Consider the following 14,543-nt stretch of genomic DNA (forward strand, 5'->3'; position numbering starts at 1 on the left):
ATATCGACGCGCCAGTTTGCCAAACGTCAGCGCACATGGTTCAGGGCACGTATGAATAACTGGTATCGTGTTGATTCGGCTCATTGAGTCCACAGGCCACTGAATCTTGCCGAAACTCTGATCTTTTTCGTTGCATCCCGGGATCTGTGCGTATCACTAAGACGGGTCGAAACCAGCCCAGAAAACCAAAGTGAACCCAGTGCTCAAGCCCATGTGGTAACCCCCCGCCAAAAAACGACATTTCTTTTTGCAATGTCGTTTTTGTCCCATTGATGACGATTCCTATCATTGACCTCGCGGCATTTCTGTTGCCGAATACGGCCATGGGGATGCGAAGGTTCCACATGACGGAAATGATTTTGGCGGCTGAAACTCGTCGGTCGCGCTGATATCCCAAAACCCTCCGCCATGGAATAAACGTCACAGGGAGACATTCATGACAAAAGAAACAATGACTGGAGCACCGGTGCACTGGGCCGCCAAGATGCATGCTAAGGAATATCGCGATGGCAAGCTTAGCCGCCGCGAGTTTCTGACACGCGCCACCGGCCTTGGTGTTACCGCCGCCGCCGCCTATGGTATGATCGGCCTGCCCGCCCCGGCTTTGGCTGCAGGTGAGGATGCCAAGAAAGAAGGCGGCACTATCCGCGTTCAGACCGAAGTCCGAGCACTGAAAGACCCGCGCACCTATGACTGGTCACAGATCGGCAACTATAGCCGCGGCACATTGGAATATCTGGTCGAGTATAACTCGGACGGGACATTCCGCGGCATGCTGCTGGAAGGATGGGAAATCAACGAAGACGCCACCGTTTACACCCTCAAGGTGCGCCCGGGCGTCAAGTGGAACAACGGCGAGGACTTTACCGCAGAACACGTCGCATTCAATGTAGACCGCTGGTGTGACAAGAGTTCGGAAACCAATTCGATGGCGGGCCGCTTTGCGACGCTGGTCGACAACGACACCGGCAAGGCGATCGAAGGCGGCATCGAAGTGGTGGACGCCCACACCGTAAAACTGAACCTGCCTGCATCCGACATTTCGTTGATCGCTGGCATGTCGGATTATCCTGCGGCAATCGTCCACCCATCTTTCAGTGAAACAGACCTGCTGAACAACGTCGGCACCGGCCCCTACCTGATGAACGAACTTGAAGTCGGCGTCAAAGGGGTACTGGTCCGCAACGAAAACCACACCTGGTGGGGTGAAGAAGTCTTTGGGCGCCCGGCGCTCGACCGGATCGAATACATCGACTATGGCACCGATCCATCGGCTTGGCTGGCCGCGCTGGAATCCGACGAAGTCGACATGCTGTATGAATCGGTCGGCGAATTCATCGACGTGATGGATGGTCTGGGATATGTGAAATCCGAAGTGATCACCATGAGTTCGATCGTGATCCGCCCGAACCAGTTGGCTGAGGTCGACGGTAAGAAACCCTATGCGGACAAGCGCGTGCGTCAGGCCCTGCAAATGGCTGTCGATAATTCAGTCTGCCTGGAACTCGGGTATGGTGGCCGTGGTACGACAGCGGAAAACCACCATGTGGGCCCGATCCATCCTGAATATCCCGAGCTTCCGCCGCAAAAACATGATCCCGAAGGTGCACGCGCGCTGATGGAAGAAGCCGGCATGGCCGATTTCGAGCACGAGTTGATCTCGATCGACGACGACTGGCGCCGGAACACCACAGATGCGGTCGCAGCTCAATTGCGCGACGCGGGTATCAACGTCAAGCGGACTGTTTTGCCGGGTAATACCTTCTGGAACGACTGGACCAAGTACGCATACAGCTCGACCAACTGGAACCACCGTCCTCTGGGCGTCCAGATATGGGCACTCGCGTATAAGTCCGGTGAGGCCTGGAACGAATTCGGTTGGGCCAACGCTGACTTCGATGCGGTCTTGGCAGAGGCGTTGGCAATTGCCGATGCGGACAAGCGTCGCGAAGTCGCAGCGCGAGCCGCAGCCATCATCCAGGAAGAAGGCGTCACCATTCAACCGTACTGGCGGGCACTCTACCGCCATATGAAGGACGGCCTTGTCGGAACCGACATGCATGTCGCCTTTGAACACCACCACTACAAGTGGGGTTGGGCAGCCTGATCGATTGCCGAATCTGCACATTGAGGCGCGCGTGTTTGGTGCGCGTCTCATCCAGCCGCAGACAAGCCGGATGAAACCGGAATGTGAGAGGCCAGACAATGGTCCAATGATCTGCGGAACACCTGAACAACAGGGGCCATCATGGGACTCTTTTTCCTCAGACGGTTCGGGGTAATGCTGCTCACGGCATTATGCCTGACATTTGTGGTCTTCTTCTTGACCAATCTCTATCCAAACCTCGAGAAGCTCGCCAAGACGCAGGGCAACCAGCGTATGTCGGACGAACAGGTTGAAAACTGGCTCACGAACCGCGGGTATACCCAGCCGGTTTTGATCAAATACGGTCAGTGGCTTGGCGTAGCACCTGGATTTACAAACACGCTGGCCGACGGCCAGTTTGTCGGAACCTGCGTGCGGCCGGGGCAGACACCCGAAGAAACACCACGGTTCTGCGGTATTCTGCAAGGGGATTGGGGGTATTCAACCGTTTTCAAGGACGACGTTTCGACGATCGTTGGAAAGCGATTGGGTAATACGGGATACCTGATGATGTGGGTCCTTATCCTGATGATACCTTCCGCATTGCTGGTCGGTGTGCTGGCGGGCATGCGCGAAGGCTCGGCTCTCGACCGATCTCTTTCCACATTTTCAATCATTACCACGGCAACGCCGGAATATGTATCGGGCGTGATTTTTATCGCGATTTTCACCTCTTCCACCGTGGGTCTCAAGTGGTTCAAGGGAACCGCGACGCAGGCAATGGACGACCCGACCTTCGAGAACTTCTTTCTACCGGTGCTGACAATTTCGCTGTACGGCATGGGATATATTGCTCGGATGACCCGTGCATCGATGACAGAGGTGATGACGGCGCAATACATCCGAACCGCGCGCCTCAAGGGCGTCTCGTTCTCGAACATCGTTCTGAAGCACGCTCTGCGCAACGCATTAATTGCTCCATTTACTGTCATCATGCTGCAGTTCCCGTGGCTGCTGAACGGCGTGGTGATCGTGGAAACCCTGTTCAACTACAAAGGCTTCGGTTGGGCGCTGGTTCAGGCGGCGGGCAACAATGACATTCAGCTGCTTCTGGCCATTTCGGTTGTGTCGGTTTTTGTGGTGCTGGTGACCCAGCTGATCTCGGACATCGGCTATGTCTACCTCAATCCGCGCATCCGTATTTCGTAAGGGAGATAGATCATGGAACCTCTTAGCTGGACCGGCTCTATCGCCTTTCTCAACCCGCTTATCCAAATCGCGCTTGTGCTCCTCGCTCTTGCCATCGTGCTCTGGATCTTTGCCGGAATCTTTACGACCGAGGTCCCGGTAGTCGCCAACTCAGACGGTACGTTGCAGGCCACCGGCGGTCTTCGCGGGCTTGCGGAAACGGCTGTCAGATATTCCTTTATGGCGAGTATCGGATTGGCCCTAGCCTATCTTGTTCTGGGTGTGGTGATGGGCACCGGTGCCGGTATTATCGGAGCCATCTCGCAACAGTTCATGCCTGTTTGGATTGCCTTAATAATCCTGTTCGCGATGTCTATGGCATTCAAACGCCGCTTGGGCCTTTACGGTAAACTTTACGACAGTCCCATTGGAATGATCGGGTTTGGCCTGGTGATGTTCTGGGTTTTTACCGGGATCTTCGGTGCTTTGGACCTGATACTGACGCATGACCCCTTGGTGCAGGTCTCAGGCATGAAGAACAAGGTGCCAGGAACACCTCTTTCGGGTGCTGAAGAAGGTGAATACGCCTGGTACCTGCTGGGAGGCGACAACCTGGCCCGTGACGTTTTCAGCCGTATGGTAAAGGGTGCCTGGGTCGTTGTGCAGATTGCACCGCTGGCGACGTTGTTTGCATTTATGGTCGGCATCACGCTGGGCCTTCCCGCTGGATATTACGGTGGTCGACTGGATACTTTCCTGTCGTTTCTTGCCAACCTTATCCTCGCCTTTCCTGTGATCCTGCTGTTTTACTTGCTGGTGACGCCAGAAATCGTCGCGACGGGCGTTCCGAACTATATGGCCATCGTTCTGTTCGTCTTCCCCATAATCTTTATTGGGGTGTTGCTGAATTCGCGATATTATACGCGCCCCAACTTCCGAACACCTCTACTGATTGGTGTCCTCGGCGTAGCGATCTGGTTGTATCTGTCCCTTGTCTCGACGGGTGGATATCTGATCAACACCAAAGACTATGCGATCTGGGGGCTGCCCACGTTTGTCGATCTGTTTGACGTTCCAGGCGGAATTCTTGTCGTGTTCGTCTCTGTCGTCTTCGTCAACTCGCCCACGGTGTTCCGCATCGTACGTGGTCTGGCGATGGACATTAAGACCCGCGACTATGTAGCTGCCGCCCAGACTCGTGGCGAAGGACCTTGGTACATCATGCTGTGGGAAATTCTCCCCAATGCACGTGGCCCGTTGATCGTGGATTTCTGCCTGCGTATCGGATACACGACCATCCTTCTGGGAACCTTGGGTTTCTTCGGGTTGGGCCTGCCGCCTGAAAGCCCAGACTGGGGTTCTACAATCAACGAGGGCCGCAAGCTCCTGTCAATCTACCTCCACCCGGCTTTGCCGCCGGCACTGGCTCTGTTGTCGCTGGTTCTTGGATTGAACCTGCTGGCGGATGGCCTGCGTGAAGAAAGTCTGAAGGACTGATGTGATCGAGGCCGGGGGCCCTGCCCCCGGACCCCCGGAGTATTTTCGAAAAGATGAAGAAGGATCTATCCAGCTTTATCTGGGAGAACGACAAAATGAACAAAATGGCGGAATATGACGGCCCGATCCTGGAGATTGACAAGCTGTCGATTTCCTTCTTCACCCGCTTGCGCGAAATTCCGGCCGTGATGGATTTTTCGGTCAGTGTTCAGCCAGGTGAGGCTGTGGGGCTGGTGGGTGAATCCGGTTGCGGCAAATCTACTGTCGCCCTTGGCGTCATGCAGGACCTGGGCAAGAATGGCCGTATCGTTGGCGGTACGATCAAGTTCAAGGGACGCGATTTAAGTCAGATGAGCGCCGAAGAGCTGCGCGACATCCGCGGCAACGAGATCGCAATGATCTATCAGGAGCCGATGGCCTCGCTGAACCCGGCGATGAAAATCGGCAAGCAGCTGATGGAAGTTCCGATGATCCATGAAGGCGTCAGCACCGAAGAAGCCTATGCCCGCGCGCTGGAGGTGGTGACAGACGTGCGCCTGCCAGACCCCGAGCGGATGCTGAACAGCTTTCCGCACCAGCTGTCGGGTGGCCAGCAACAGCGGATCGTGATTGCGATGGCACTAATGTCGAAACCGGCACTGCTTATCCTCGACGAGCCGACGACCGCACTTGACGTGACCGTAGAAGCCGCCGTGGTCGAACTCGTCAAGGATCTGGGCAAGAAATACGGCACTTCGATGCTGTTTATCAGCCACAACCTCGGCCTGGTTCTGGAAACCTGCGACCGGCTTTGCGTGATGTATTCTGGCGAGGCAGTCGAGCGCGGCTCGATCAAGGATGTCTTTGACGAGATGCAGCATCCCTATACGCAGGCTCTGTTCCGATCGATCCCGTTGCCCGGCGCCGACAAGAATTCGCGCCCGCTGGTGGCAATACCTGGCAACTTCCCCCTGCCCCACGAACGCCCGCCCGGATGCAATTTCGGCCCGCGCTGCGACTATTTCGAGGAGGGCCGCTGCGACGCGCGGGATATCGTGATGTCAGTGGTTCCTGGCAATGACAGGCACCATACGCGCTGTTTGAAGTTTCAGGAAATCGACTGGAATGCCCCGATCACTGTCGGCGAACAGAAAGAAAAGGCCGCGATCGGCAAGACGGTGCTGAAGATGGACAACCTTAAAAAGTATTACGAGGTGGCGGCCAACGCACTGTTCGGCGGCGGCGAAACCAAGGTCGTCAAGGCCAACGAAACCCTGAGTTTCGAGGCCCACGAATCTGAAACGCTGGCCATAGTTGGCGAGTCGGGCTGCGGAAAGTCCACCTTTGCCAAGGTCCTGATGGGTCTGGAGACTGCCACAGACGGCCAGATCCTTCTGGATAATCGCAATATCGAACAGGTTCCGATCGAAGAACGCGATGCCAAAACGGTGGGTGAAGTTCAGATGGTTTTCCAGAACCCGTTTGACACCCTGAACCCGTCGATGACGGTGGGTCGGCAGATAATCCGCGCGCTCGAAATCTTTGGCGTTGGAAATTCTGAGGCCGAGCGCAAGAAGCGGATGCTAGAACTTCTCGACTTGGTAAAACTGCCCCGCGCCTTTGCCGACCGGATGCCACGACAGCTTTCGGGGGGGCAAAAACAGCGCGTTGGTATTGCCCGCGCCTTTGCCGGTGACGCGCGCATCGTGGTTGCGGACGAGCCTGTCTCGGCACTGGATGTGTCGGTCCAGGCCGCAGTGACGGATCTTTTGATGGAGATTCAGCGCGAGCACAAAACGACGCTGTTGTTTATCAGCCACGACCTGTCAATCGTCCGCTACCTAAGTGATCGCGTGATGGTGATGTATCTGGGCCATGTGGTCGAACTTGGATCAACAGATCAGGTCTTCAGCCCGCCCTATCACCCCTATACCGAAGCGCTGCTTTCAGCGGTCCCGATTGCCGACACTTCGATCGAGAAAAAGCACATCGTGCTTGAAGGCGACATTCCCTCGGCCATGAACCCGCCGCCGGGATGCCCATTCCAAACCCGCTGTCGTTGGAAATCGGAAGTGCCGGGCGGCTTGTGTGAAAAAGACGTACCTCCGGTCAAGATGCTGGAAGCTGGACATCAGATCAAATGCCATCTGTCCGAAGATGTTCTCGCCCGCATGGAACCGGTCATCAAGATCGCTGCCGAATAATAGCGCCCGAAAACGGACGCCACGTCAAAGGGCCAGGCAAAGCCTGGCCCTTTGACGTTGCCCAAGAGTAGGAAGGAGTGAGAACGTCGTCCTGCTCGGATTGGAGAGCAAATCCGGCTGGGTCTGGTGGTTGATTTATCCGGTCGCCACGTTGCTGCCGAAATACATGAACTCTTGGTTCATGCCCGCGATTTCGCCAGCTTCGAGCGAGAGGCTGGCACTGTCGAGCATCTTGTAGCTCTGTTGTCCTTTCACCCACTCATCCGCCGATTGCAGCGTCGTCAGAGTATAAGACGTAACTTCGTTCAGGTAATGGGTCGGGATTATAATCTTGGGTTTCAGCTTTGCGACGATGTCATTGCCCTGCCCATAGCTCAGTATGTGCTGCGAGCCATCGACCGGAAGGGTCAGGACATCCACCTGCCCCACGGCATCCCAGAATTCCTGCGGTGGGTTGTGCCGATTGTCGCCCCAGATCAGAGTGCGAATTCCGCCGGTTTCGACCAGATAGACCACCATATCCATATGACCCGGATTGTTCGGCGGGCAGGCGTCGACACCGAATTCGGCAAGCGCATCTGTCCAGCTATACCAGCCAGGAGCGACGCAGGCGTGCTTATCGGCAAATCCTGTGATCTTGATATCTGCGAACTCGAAGTTGCCGACCATCCGGTCCAGAACCATCGTCGAATTCGGCCGTTCAATGGCGTCGTGGTCGAAATGGGCGTGGGTCGACATCGTGATGTCCACTAGGATCTGCGGAAACTCATTACGGAACCAAAGCCCCCATGCGCCCGACGGGTCATCGCGCCATGGATCAAACAGCACCGTTGCGCCGCTGGGCGAAGTAATCTTGATGGCGCAATGGCCGAAATAGTCGATACCGACCGCACCGGTACTGGCCTGTCCGGTCGCTCCCTGCATCCCGATTACGCGATTATTGTTGCCCGGCTGCAACCACGCCTGCGATTGCGCTTGCGCAGGTTTTGCCCCTACCACAGCCGCACCGGCACTGACTCCGACTGCACCAGCTGCCATGAAGAACGAGCGGCGCGACAGGCCCGGTGCAAGATTACCCTTATCGCCCCTTAGCAACGTCGGCTTAAGATCCTTGCGATCCATATTCTTGTCTCCCTGTTGAATACGACGACCAATCGCGGTCGTCTCAAACAGGTTAACAAGGTGGGACCCCGATGCTCAGACCGGAAAAATCGGGGGGTATTGCGGGGGAAATCCCCCTATTTTCTGTTCACGAAATCGCGAGCAGGTGGCTCCGCAGGTTTCGCCCCCGCCCCTCAAGACCAAGCTTGCGGCGAATGTTGTTGCGGTGAAAATCAACTGTGGACGTCTCGCGCGACAGAGCCTTGGCGATATCTTTTGTCGTTTTACCCGACATCACCATCTGGGCGATCTCTATCTCCGTTGGAGTCATGACCGAAAACGCATCCGACAACTTGTCGGACATGGCGGAGGTGATTTCGCGAAGATTGCGCTCAGCCAGATCGAGAAAGATTTCATATGCCTCGGACACGCCGGTTTGGCTTCGCAGTTTGTCGAGATAAGGCAAAACCATGCTTTTGACCTGTTCCAGAATCTCGGTATCCCGCTTTTTTCGCTCGTCTTCAACGCTGCTCAGCAGAACCCGCAGTGCAGTATTGGTTTCCTGCAACTCACGCGTTCGTTTCTGCACTCGGTTTTCCAGATGCACAAGCGTTTCGTTCAGCTTGCCCTCCAATTTCCGGCGCAGGTAAACCTCTTGAAGCAAGGCCAAATCCGACTCGACCATGCGTGCAAACTGATTCAGCCCTTCACGAAACAAAAGCGCCCTGCGGTTGCGCTGGCGGTCAAGCACACAAATGGTGCCAAAGATTCCCCCATCGGGCCATTTCAGCGGCAATCCGATGTAAAATGTCATTCCGTGTTCCAGATCTTCGTTGTCGCGCCAGTCGGGATCGCAGGCGGCGTCTTCGACGACCAGTTCCCCATCACGGGCGAACACTCCTTGACAGTAAAGCTTGGGATGCAGCCGGAACCCCATGCCAACCGGATAAGGATTATCTGGATAATCAGATGTCACCAACACGGTATGATCGGGTGCATCAGTTTTCATGATCAGACTGGCCGGAACATCTGCAAGCCGGGCAACAAGATCGACCAATTTCTGCCAGTTGGCCAATGTTGCAGACGGGATTTCTGGGCGATCAACAGACATTAGGCGGCACCAATTCCCTTTCACAGACAGGAAAAATTGTAACCGCCACGGTTCAATCCAATCAAGGGGCAGACACGCCGCTCTGCAGCATGCAATCGTCAGCTGCCCCAAATCGCCTTAACGTAGTTGCGAGTTTCTTGATATGGCGGTACCCCGCCGTGTTTCTCGACCGCTTCCGGCCCGGCATTATAGGCCGCCAGTGCCAAGCGCCAGGATTTGAACTTGCGGAACTGCCAGGACAGATACCGTGCACCGCCTTCCAAATTCTGTTTCGGGTCATTCGGGTTCACACCCAAAAGCTGCGCCGTCTGCGGCATAAGCTGCGCCAGCCCCAACGCTCCCTTGTGCGACTTAGCATGCGGGTTCCACCCGCTTTCCTGCTGGACGAGACGAAGAAACAACTCCTCTGGAACATTGTGCAGGCGTGCAGCCGACCTCGCCATTTCCAGATACAGGCCCCGGTATTTCCCGGTGTAGCGCTTGTCGAAGCCACTATGCTCGCTTTTTGGTTTTAGCCGAGTGGAGTCCTTGTATTGAACTGCCGCTCGGCTATCTAATACCTTGGCCTGATTGCGAAATATGTCACGGCGATTTTTGGTCGACAACACATCGCTGTGCACCGGAGCCGATGCAAACAACAATGAACTAATCGCGATGCCGCTGAAAAGCCTGCGCATTCTACCTAGCCTGGTCGTTAAACCTCGGGCCGCAGTATAGGAGATTCGCGTTGAATTAAAAGCGGCGTCAGATCACTCTGTCATCACCTGTGCCATATCAACGGTGTTTTAACCATGTCACAGGACGTATAGGGTCACGTGGACGGATCGTTCAGATTCGCAGAGTATCGTAAAATGAACGGGGAAATACATGGCAGGCTCGGTCAATAAAGTCATTCTGGTCGGAAATCTGGGCCGCGATCCCGAGGTTCGCACCTTCCAAAACGGCGGCAAGGTTTGCAACCTGCGCATCGCGACATCCGAAACCTGGAAAGATCGTAATACCGGCGAACGCCGTGAGCGGACCGAATGGCATTCGGTCGCAATCTTTAACGAGGGTTTGGTCCGTGTTGCCGAACAGTACTTGCGCAAGGGTTCAAAGGTTTATCTCGAAGGTCAGTTGCAGACGCGTAAATGGCAGGATCAATCCGGTCAGGATCGCTATTCAACAGAGGTGGTTCTGCAAGGCTTCAACGCCACCCTAGTCATGCTCGATAACCGCGGCGAAGGCGGTGGCTATGGCGGTGGTCAGGCTGGTGGCGGATATAGTGGCGGCTACGGAAGCGGCTCTCAAGGTGATCCCTATGACGGTCCGTCCGGAAGTCCTGCCCCGGCCTCGGGCGGGATCGACGACGACGAGATCCCGTTCTAACAACAGAGGTTCAATATGACGTGGTCCTTCTCTCTCGGTCGCCTGTTCGGCTCGGAACTGAGGGTCCACATTACCTTTTTCCTTCTTCTCGCATGGGTCGGGTTTTCGGCCTATTCGAATGGCGGCATGCCCGCCGCCGTCGAAAACATCGCGTTTGTGCTGGCACTCTTCGCCTGCGTAGTAGCGCATGAATTCGGCCATGCCCTGACGGCTCGGCGATACGGTATCAAGACACCGGACATCACGCTTCTGCCCATCGGCGGGCTGGCGCGGCTGGAACGGATGCCCGAAAAGCCGATGCAGGAGGTTCTTGTCGCACTCGCAGGACCGGCTGTAAATGTCGTAATCTGGATGGTCCTCGTTTTACTTGGCGCGGGTATGGACGTCGAAACCCTGGCGCAGATCGACAACGCGCAGATCGACTTTCTCAGCCGGCTGGCTTTTGTGAACTTGTTTCTGGCGCTGTTCAACATGATCCCAGCCTTCCCGATGGACGGCGGGAGGGTGTTTCGCGCGCTTCTGTGCATGGCGATGGATCGGGTCAAGGCTACCCGCGTCGCGGCGTTGGCCGGTCAGATGGTGGCCTTCATGCTTGGCTTTGCGGGGCTGAGTTCGGGCAATCCGATCCTGGTTCTAATTGCACTTTTCGTGTTCATCGCCGCCAATGCAGAAAGTCAGGACGTAGCGTTGCGGGCCGTGGCGCGGCGAATGCTGGCCCGCGACGCGATGATCACAAGTTTCGAATCTCTTTCACCCACCGATACGTTGGGTACCGCAGCACAGGCCGTCATCCACACGACACAGCACGAATTCCCGGTTCTCGGCGCTTCTGGCGATCTGATGGGTTTCGTAACGCGCGGACGTCTGTTTGCTGCTCTTGCCGGGGATCACCCACGTTCAGATCCTGCGACCTCGATCATGGATGAAGAGATCCCGTCGGTCCATCTCACTGCCGGACTGGAAGAAGTCCTAGACGCTTTGCACCAAGGTGCACCCGCCATCGCAGTGCGCGCCGAAAATGGTCACATGGTTGGTTACATAACCCGTGAGAACATCGGAGAATTGATGGTCATAACGGGGCGGAAACACTGAAATATCAACAGTTCGCCAGCGCATCCTCAAGTAATCTCGAAACCGCGTCACGAGGCACATCCGAGGTCACGAAAGCGCTTCCAATCCCGCGAGAAAGGACAAAGTGAAGCTGCCCATCGATCACCTTCTTGTCCTGCGCCATCAAATCGACCAGAGCTTCGGCCCCGGGCAGGTCGCCGGGAATGTCGGCCAGGTCAGTCTTCATCCCCATCGCCTTGAGATGGGCCCGCACGCGGCTCGGATCTTCCTGTGAACACAGGCCCAGCCGCGCCGAAAGCTCGAAAGCCAACGCACAGCCGATGGCAACACCTTCGCCATGCAATAGACGATCAGAATAGCCAGTTGCCGCCTCCAGCGCATGACAGAACGTATGCCCGAGATTGAGCAAAGCGCGGTCCCCCTGTTCGGTCTCGTCACGCGCAACAATGTCGGCCTTCATCTGTACCGAACGGGTCACTGCCTGCACACGTGAAGCCATATCGCCACCGGACAGGACTGGACCATTGATCTCAAGCCAGTCAAAAAAAACCGCGTCGCCCAACAGACCGTATTTCACGACCTCGCCATAGCCCGCCAGAAAGTCTCGTGTCGTCAAAGTTCCCAGAACCGCGGTATCAGCCAGCACTAGCGAAGGTTGGTGGAAGGAACCGATCAGGTTCTTGCCCTGAGGCGCATTGATCCCCGTCTTTCCGCCCACCGAACTGTCCACCTGCGCCAGCAGCGTGGTCGGGATTTGCACGAAACGCACACCGCGCCGCAAAACGGCAGCGGCGAACCCTGCCAGATCGCCGATGACACCACCACCAAATGCCACCACCACATCGCGGCGTTCGATCTTTTCTGCCAGCAACCATTCGACCGCTCGTTCGAAATGCGGCCAGCTTTTGGTGGCCTCACCGGCCGGCAACGCCAGTGATGTCATCTGGATCCCAGAGGCAGCCAAACCTGAACCCAACGCCTCGAGATGTAGCGCTGCAACCGTTTCATCTGTCAGAACCGCAACCTTCGGTCGCGTTAGCAAAGGTGCGATCCGCGCACCCGCGTGTGCCAGAAGGTCCGGGCCAATCTCCACGTCATAAGAACGTTCGCCCAACACGACATGTACGGTTTGATGCATTATCTCCGTTCCAGAACATCCGGGCGCGTCAACAAGGCTGACACCACCCGATCCACCATCTGTTCGATCGAGGTCTCACCATCCGAATCCGCGACCAGGTCAGCCTTGGCATAAATCGGCACCCGCGCATCATACAACGCGCGCAACGTCGCACGTGGATCAGAAGTGCGCAGCAAAGGTCGGGTATCTTTGTGCCGCACCCTGTTCCACAACACGTTCAGGTCCGCACGCAACCAAACCGACACTCCCCGGTCCGAGATCATCCGACGGTTGTCCTCACGCAGAAATGCGCCACCTCCGGTCGACAGTATGCCACTTTCCTCATCCAGCAGACGGCTGATGACCTGGCTTTCTTTCTGCCGAAAGAACGGCTCCCCGTCGCGTTCGAATATTTCCGGGATGGTCATGTTGGCCGCCGATTCGATTTCGGCGTCGCTGTCAAGAAAGGGAACACCCAGTCGCACAGCCAAGGCCCGCCCTACAGCGGTCTTACCAGCCCCCATCATCCCCACCATAACCACTGTTTTGTGCAGGTCAAAGGCCAGAGTCTTACCCGTTCGGTCCGGATTATGCTTAATTTCGCTCATTTCACCGTGAATGACGTGATCTTGCAGAAAATGGAAGTTATAACTTGGGCAAAAGAGTAAATTGGGGCAGTGTCAGGCAATGAAGCGTCTAATCAAATTCGTAGTCTACGTCCTGTGTATCGTCTTCATAGGCCTTGTTGGCTATGCTTATCTGGGGCCTTTTTTTGGCGTGGATTTCTCGGCCAAACAAAGCGAGATTCACGAACCGGTGATCCTGAATGTTGACTAGGACCGCGCTTGTTGCGTTGCTCCTGGGTGGTACAGCGTCAGCACAGCAACCTTTGTCGGCCATCGACTGGCTGAACGACCCACCCCAGAACCTGCCCGGAACTGTGTTGCTGGAACCTCCAGTAACACAAACCGGCATACACCCCCAAGTTGAGGTCACTTCGCTACAGGCAATCTCGCGTCCGATCGGACTGGTGTCATCCAAGGTGACCGGGCTCCCTCCGGATTTGTGGCAAGGCAGCGAACCCGAGTATATCGCTGAAATGCTAACAAGCGTGCCAGTGCGCGATAATGCAGCGATGCAGCGGTTGCTGTTTACCTTGCTGCTGACCGAATCCCGCGCGCCTGCAGGGTCCGGTGCTGGCGAAACGCTGTTGTTGGCGCGCCTCGACCGCCTGATGCAGCTTGGCGCGACCGACCCGGCCCAGGCCTTGGCACAACTGGCCGGCCCGACGGATACGGTCGGACGCTTTGCGCGGTGGTTCGACGCTACTCTTCTGACGGGCGACGAAGATCGGAGTTGTTCGGCCCTGACCGCCCAACCCTACCTGTCACAAGACTATACCGCTCAGATTTTCTGCAAGGTTCGCCGAGGTGACTGGTCTTCAGCCGCGCTAACGCTCGAAGCCGCTCATGCGCTCGACCTTCTGCCACCCGATGAAATGGCCCTGCTCGACCGGTTTCTCAGCCCCGAACTATTCGAGGGCGCACCGCCACTACCTCAGCCACAGCATCCCAATCCTCTGACCTTCCGTCTTTTTGAGTCGATCGGCGAACGCCTGCCCACGGCTTCGCTCCCCCGCGCCTATGCAACGGCGGATCTGCGTGACGTGGCGGGGTGGAAAGCTCAAATAGAGGCTGCCGAGCGACTGACACGGATCGGTTCGCTGACTCCCAACCAGTTGCTGGGACTCTACACTGAACGTGCTCCGGCCGCATCGGGCGGCGTTTGGGATCGTGTTTCTGCCATCCAGCGGTTCGAGAC

General features: G+C 56.4%; 12 protein-coding genes and 1 pseudogene. 8 read left to right on the forward strand and 5 right to left on the reverse strand.

Annotation, left to right across the window (positions count from 1 at the left end; genetic code table 11):
- Positions 1-436 precede the first annotated feature (436 nt).
- The 4 genes from AC2FLX_RS20400 to AC2FLX_RS20415 all read left to right on the forward strand — a co-directional run bounded on the left by AC2FLX_RS20400 (position 437) and on the right by AC2FLX_RS20415 (position 6,954).
- The gene (locus tag AC2FLX_RS20400; RefSeq protein WP_496810099.1) at positions 437-2,107 is read left to right on the forward strand and encodes an ABC transporter substrate-binding protein; all 1,671 of its coding nucleotides are present in this window, start codon (positions 437-439) and stop codon (positions 2,105-2,107) included.
- A gap of 141 nt (positions 2,108-2,248) precedes the next feature.
- Positions 2,249-3,295 (forward strand): ABC transporter permease, encoded by a 1,047-nt coding sequence (locus AC2FLX_RS20405; RefSeq protein WP_480750558.1) that lies wholly within the window; start codon positions 2,249-2,251, stop codon positions 3,293-3,295.
- Positions 3,296-3,307: 12 nt separating this feature from the next.
- Positions 3,308-4,771, forward strand: a complete 1,464-nt coding sequence (locus AC2FLX_RS20410; RefSeq protein ID WP_496746547.1) for an ABC transporter permease — start codon at positions 3,308-3,310, stop codon at positions 4,769-4,771.
- A gap of 95 nt (positions 4,772-4,866) precedes the next feature.
- Positions 4,867-6,954, forward strand: a complete 2,088-nt coding sequence (locus AC2FLX_RS20415) for a dipeptide ABC transporter ATP-binding protein (RefSeq protein WP_496810100.1) — start codon at positions 4,867-4,869, stop codon at positions 6,952-6,954.
- Between the two features lie 135 nt (positions 6,955-7,089).
- Here AC2FLX_RS20415 and AC2FLX_RS20420 read toward each other — a convergent pair whose 3' ends face one another.
- From AC2FLX_RS20420 to AC2FLX_RS20430, 3 genes are all read right to left on the reverse strand, one after another.
- Entirely contained in the window at positions 7,090-8,076 is a 987-nt protein-coding gene (locus AC2FLX_RS20420; protein ID WP_496810101.1) for an MBL fold metallo-hydrolase, read from the reverse strand.
- A gap of 127 nt (positions 8,077-8,203) precedes the next feature.
- The gene (locus tag AC2FLX_RS20425; protein WP_496810102.1) at positions 8,204-9,166 is read right to left on the reverse strand and encodes a LuxR C-terminal-related transcriptional regulator; all 963 of its coding nucleotides are present in this window, start codon (positions 9,164-9,166) and stop codon (positions 8,204-8,206) included.
- 98 nt (positions 9,167-9,264) lie between these two features.
- Complete coding sequence (locus AC2FLX_RS20430; RefSeq protein WP_480750553.1) at positions 9,265-9,843, reverse strand: lytic transglycosylase domain-containing protein; 579 nt, start codon at positions 9,841-9,843, stop codon at positions 9,265-9,267.
- 190 nt (positions 9,844-10,033) lie between these two features.
- Here AC2FLX_RS20430 and ssb point away from each other — a divergent pair, with 190 nt between their 5' ends.
- The gene (gene ssb / locus AC2FLX_RS20435; protein ID WP_496746537.1) at positions 10,034-10,534 is read left to right on the forward strand and encodes a single-stranded DNA-binding protein; all 501 of its coding nucleotides are present in this window, start codon (positions 10,034-10,036) and stop codon (positions 10,532-10,534) included.
- A gap of 15 nt (positions 10,535-10,549) precedes the next feature.
- Positions 10,550-11,626 (forward strand): site-2 protease family protein, encoded by a 1,077-nt coding sequence (locus AC2FLX_RS20440; protein ID WP_480750551.1) that lies wholly within the window; start codon positions 10,550-10,552, stop codon positions 11,624-11,626.
- A 4-nt stretch (positions 11,627-11,630) separates the two neighbouring features.
- Here AC2FLX_RS20440 and aroB read toward each other — a convergent pair whose 3' ends face one another.
- Both aroB and AC2FLX_RS20450 read right to left on the reverse strand, forming a co-directional pair.
- Entirely contained in the window at positions 11,631-12,743 is a 1,113-nt protein-coding gene (gene aroB / locus AC2FLX_RS20445; RefSeq protein ID WP_480750550.1) for a 3-dehydroquinate synthase, read from the reverse strand.
- Positions 12,743-13,330, reverse strand: a complete 588-nt coding sequence (locus AC2FLX_RS20450) for a shikimate kinase (RefSeq protein WP_496810103.1) — start codon at positions 13,328-13,330, stop codon at positions 12,743-12,745. The genes aroB and AC2FLX_RS20450 overlap by 1 nt, the downstream gene beginning before the upstream one ends.
- A gap of 79 nt (positions 13,331-13,409) precedes the next feature.
- Here AC2FLX_RS20450 and AC2FLX_RS20455 point away from each other — a divergent pair, with 79 nt between their 5' ends.
- On the forward strand, positions 13,410-13,559 hold the full coding sequence (locus AC2FLX_RS20455) for a hypothetical protein (protein WP_480750548.1): 150 nt from the start codon (positions 13,410-13,412) through the stop codon (positions 13,557-13,559).
- Positions 13,549-14,543, forward strand: a pseudogene (locus tag AC2FLX_RS20460) (hypothetical protein); the annotation flags it as partial. The gene AC2FLX_RS20455 and the pseudogene AC2FLX_RS20460, both read left to right, overlap by 11 nt.

Source organism: Ruegeria sp. YKSF57, assembly GCF_059612585.1.